Annotated in this window: 2 rRNA genes; both read right to left on the bottom strand. The window is 60.4% G+C overall.

The window, feature by feature from the left end:
- Positions 1 to 74: 74 nt before the first annotated feature.
- A 23S ribosomal RNA gene (locus BMZ33_RS22455) occupies positions 75 to 3,226 on the bottom strand.
- A gap of 487 nt (positions 3,227 to 3,713) precedes the next feature.
- Positions 3,714 to 5,235 (bottom strand): 16S ribosomal RNA (locus BMZ33_RS22450).
- Together the 16S and 23S rRNA genes form the textbook arrangement of a ribosomal RNA operon.
- Positions 5,236 to 5,257: the final 22 nt, after the last annotated feature.

Here is a 5,257-nt window from a genome sequence, read left to right as displayed (position 1 = left end):
TCGGGGTTGGATGCGTTCAGAACCGCACAGTGGACGCGAACACGCTTGCTTTGTTGGCTTGACAGCAGGTGTGTGTGGTCAAGCCCTCGGCCTGTTAGTACCGGTCAGCTCCACACCTCGCGGTGCTTCCACTTCCGGCCTATCAACCCGCTGGTCTGGGCGGGGGCCTTACCCCATTGACTGGGTGAGAGACCTCATCTCGAAGCGAGCTTCCCGCTTAGATGCTTTCAGCGGTTATCCCTGCCGAACGTAGCCAACCAGCAGTGCACCTGGCGGTACAACTGGCACACCAGAGGTTCGTCCGTCCCGGTCCTCTCGTACTAGGGACAGCTCTTCTCAAGTCTCTTACGCGCACGGCGGATAGGGACCGAACTGTCTCACGACGTTCTAAACCCAGCTCGCGTACCGCTTTAATGGGCGAACAGCCCAACCCTTGGGACCTACTCCAGCCCCAGGATGCGACGAGCCGACATCGAGGTGCCAAACCATCCCGTCGATATGGACTCTTGGGGAAGATCAGCCTGTTATCCCCGGGGTACCTTTTATCCGTTGAGCGACACCGCTTCCACATGCCGGTGCCGGGTCACTAGTCCCAGCTTTCGCTCCTGCTCGACCCGTCGGTCTCACAGTCAAGCTCCCTTGTGCACTTGCACTCGACACCTGATTGCCAACCAGGCTGAGGGAACCTTTGGGCGCCTCCGTTACACTTTGGGAGGCAACCGCCCCAGTTAAACTACCCACCTGACACTGTTCCTGATCCGGATCACGGACCCAGGTTAGACATCCAATTCGACCAGAGTGGTATTTCAACGGCGACTCCACGAACACTGGCGTGCCCGCTTCCCAGTCTCCCACCTATCCTACACAAGCCGAACCGAACACCAATATCAAGCTGTAGTGAAGGTCCCGGGGTCTTTCCGTCCTGCCGCGCGTAACGAGCATCTTTACTCGTAGTGCAATTTCGCCGAGCCTGTGGTTGAGACAGCTGAGAAGTCGTTACGCCATTCGTGCAGGTCGGAACTTACCCGACAAGGAATTTCGCTACCTTAGGATGGTTATAGTTACCACCGCCGTTTACTGGCGCTTGAGTTCTGAGCTTCGCCTTGCGGCTAACCCGTCCCCTTAACGTTCCAGCACCGGGCAGGCGTCAGTCCGTATACATCGTCTTACGACTTCGCACGGACCTGTGTTTTTAGTAAACAGTCGCTTCTCACTGGTCTCTGCGACCCCCCTCCGCTACCCCAGCTAGTGGGTTCACGGGCGAGGGTCCCCCTTCTCCCGAAGTTACGGGGGCATTTTGCCGAGTTCCTTAACCACAGTTCGCTCGATCGCCTCGGTATTCTCTACCTGACCACCTGAGTTGGTTTGGGGTACGGGCCGCTCGGAACTCGCTAGAGGCTTTTCTCGGCAGCATAGGATCATCCCATTCGCCTCATTCGGCTATGCGTCAGGCCTCACCCTGCATGTGGTGCGGATTTGCCTACACCACGGGCCACACCCTTGCACCGGTACTACCACTCACCGGGAGGACTACCTTCCTGCGTCACCCCATCGCTTGCCTACTACCAGTCCGGGTCCCCAGCTACTCCCACCCACTCCTCCGAAGAGCAGTGAGCGGTTTCGGTGGGTCAGCATCGCTGGCCTGAGCATGGGCGTTCCTTCGCGGGTACGGGAATATCAACCCGTTGTCCATCGACTACGCCTGTCGGCCTCGCCTTAGGTCCCGACTCACCCTGGGCGGATTAGCCTGGCCCAGGAACCCTTGGTCTTCCGGCGGGGGAGTTTCTCACTCCCCTCTCGCTACTCATGCCTGCATTCTCACTCGCGTGGCGTCCACGGCTGGATCCCTCCGCCGCTTCACCCGCCACACGACGCTCCCCTACCCACCCCACCACCTGGCCGCCATCTCCGAGGAGATGACCGGCGGGCGTCTGGTGGAGTGCCACGGCTTCGGCGGTGTGCTTGAGCCCCGCTACATTGTCGGCGCGGAACCACTTGACCAGTGAGCTATTACGCACTCTTTCAAGGATGGCTGCTTCTAAGCCAACCTCCTGGTTGTCACTGCGATCCCACATCCTTTTCCACTTAGCACACGCTTAGGGGCCTTAGCCGATGATCTGGGCTGTTTCCCTCTCGACTACGAACCTTATCGCCCGCAGTCTCACTGCCGCGCTCTCACTTACCGGCATTCGGAGTTTGGTTGACGTCAGTAACCTTGTGGGGCCCATCGGCCATCCAGTGCTCTACCTCCGGCAAGAAACACGCGACGCTGCACCTAAATGCATTTCGGGGAGAACCAGCTATCACCGAGTTTGATTGGCCTTTCACCCCTACCCACAGCTCATCCCCCAGGTTTTCAACCCTGGTGGGTTCGGTCCTCCACGCGGTCTTACCCGCGCTTCAACCTGGCCATGGGTAGATCACTCGGCTTCGGGTCTAGAGCACGCGACTATCGACACCGAAGTGCCACCGCCCTGTTCGGACTCGCTCTCGCTACGGCTGCCCCTCACGGGTTAACCTCGCCACGTACCACTAACTCGCAGGCTCATTCTTCAAAAGGCACGCAATCACCGCCCGCACACGAGGCGCGGATTCACGGCTCTCACGGCTTGTAGGCACACGGTTTCAGGTACTATTTCACTCCCCTCCCGGGGTACTTTTCACCTTTCCCTCACGGTACTCGTCCGCTATCGGTCACCAGGGAGTATTCAGGCTTAGCGGGTGGTCCCGCCAGATTCACACCGAATTTCACGGGCTCGGTGCTACTTGGGATCCAGACACAGGGAGACGACCGGTTTTCGCGTACGGGGCTCTCACCCTCTACGGCGACCCCTTCCAGAGGCCTTCCACTAACCGGATCGTTTTCTCACTCCCCGCCACCCCGGCAGAGGCGACACGACTGTCCCACGACCCCGACGACACAACGCCTGCCGGCTGTCACATGCCATCGGTTTAGCCTCATCCGCTTTCGCTCGCCACTACTCACGGAATCACGGTTGTTTTCTCTTCCTGTGGGTACTGAGATGTTTCACTTCCCCACGTTCCCTCCACACGCCCTATGTGTTCAGGCGCGGGTCACACCACATGACTGGTGCGGGGTTCCCCCATTCGGACACCCTCGGATCAACGCTCGGTTGGCAGCTCCCCGAGGCTTATCGCAGCCTCCCACGTCCTTCATCGGCTCCTGGTGCCCAGGCATCCACCGTGTGCCCTCAACATCTTGGCCACACAAAACCTACAAACCAACCCCGCACACACAGCACCCCGCACAAGGGGTCCTGCGCGCACGAAGCAAACAAAAGATGCTCGCGTCCACTGTGCAGTTCTCAACGACCAACCCGAGACACCCCCGGCGACGACCCCACCAGCCCACACACCCGTGCAGCGGTCTGAGATCCCGAAGGCCCGGCATGAGACACCGACCCCCACCCCCGAGCACCGCCCGGCGACAGGGTCCGCTCCCTCAGGACCCAACAGCGTGCCTACGACCACCACCCACCCGCGGCTCCCCTCCACGCGCCCCCACCAAGGGAGGACGCAGTACTAGGAACCGACCCGTGAGCCGGCGGCCGAACTGGTCAGCGTTCCACCCTCGAGCACCACCCCGAACACCCGCCCGGCACCCCTGATGGGCACCGGATCACGGTCCGGGCGCGGCTCTGGACCGACAGACACCCCTCAACCGAGGCGACCTGCCGGCCAGTGCTCCTTAGAAAGGAGGTGATCCAGCCGCACCTTCCGGTACGGCTACCTTGTTACGACTTCGTCCCAATCGCCGATCCCGCCTTCGACGGCTCCCTCCCACGAGGGGTTGGGCCACCGGCTTCGGGCGTTACCGACTTTCGTGACGTGACGGGCGGTGTGTACAAGGCCCGGGAACGTATTCACCGCAGCGTTGCTGATCTGCGATTACTAGCGACTCCAACTTCATGGGGTCGAGTTGCAGACCCCAATCCGAACTGAGACCGGCTTTTTGGGATTCGCTCCACCTCACGGTATCGCAGCCCATTGTACCGGCCATTGTAGCATGTTTGCAGCCCTAGACATAAGGGGCATGATGATTTGACGTCATCCCCACCTTCCTCCGAGTTGACCCCGGCAGTCTCCCATGAGTCCCCACCATCACGTGCTGGCAACATGGAACGAGGGTTGCGCTCGTTGCGGGACTTAACCCAACATCTCACGACACGAGCTGACGACAACCATGCACCACCTGTGCACGACGCCAAAGGCACCCCGCATCTCTGCGAGATTTCCGTGCATGTCAAGCCTAGGTAAGGTTCTTCGCGTTGCATCGAATTAAGCAACATGCTCCGCCGCTTGTGCGGGCCCCCGTCAATTCCTTTGAGTTTTAGCCTTGCGGCCGTACTCCCCAGGCGGGGCGCTTAATGCGTTAGCTGCGGCACGGAGACCGTGGAATGGCCCCCACACCTAGCGCCCAACGTTTACGGCGTGGACTACCAGGGTATCTAATCCTGTTCGCTCCCCACGCTTTCGCTCCTCAGCGTCAGTATCGGCCCAGAGACCCGCCTTCGCCACCGGTGTTCCTCCTGATATCTGCGCATTTCACCGCTACACCAGGAATTCCAGTCTCCCCTGCCGAACTCAAGTCCGCCCGTATCGACTGCAGGCCCGGAGTTGAGCTCCGGGTTTTCACAGCCGACGCGACGAACCGCCTACGAGCTCTTTACGCCCAATAATTCCGGACAACGCTTGCACCCTACGTATTACCGCGGCTGCTGGCACGTAGTTGGCCGGTGCTTCTTCTGCAGGTACCGTCACTTCCGCTTCGTCCCTGCTGAAAGAGGTTTACAACCCGAAGGCCGTCATCCCCCACGCGGCGTCGCTGCGTCAGGCTTCCGCCCATTGCGCAATATTCCCCACTGCTGCCTCCCGTAGGAGTCTGGGCCGTGTCTCAGTCCCAGTGTGGCCGGTCACCCTCTCAGGCCGGCTACCCGTCGTCGCCTTGGTAGGCCACTACCCCACCAACAAGCTGATAGGCCGCGGGCCCATCCCCAGCCGGAAACCCTTTCCACCCACCACCATGCGGCAGCCGGTGAACATCCGGTATTAGCCCCAATTTCTTGGAGTTATCCCAGAGCCGGGGGCAGGTTGCCCACGTGTTACTCACCCGTTCGCCACTCATCCCCCCGCAAGCAGGGTTCAGCGTTCGACTTGCATGTGTTAAGCACGCCGCCAGCGTTCGTCCTGAGCCAGGATCAAACTCTCCGTAGATGCTTGAACCAGGCGAAGAACC

This window comes from Geodermatophilus dictyosporus, assembly GCF_900115505.1.
In the GTDB taxonomy this organism is placed as follows: Bacteria; Actinomycetota; Actinomycetes; order Mycobacteriales; family Geodermatophilaceae; genus Geodermatophilus; species Geodermatophilus dictyosporus.
The sequence above is the reverse complement of the archived record's forward strand: the minus strand, read 5'-3'. Positions and strand labels throughout refer to the sequence as shown.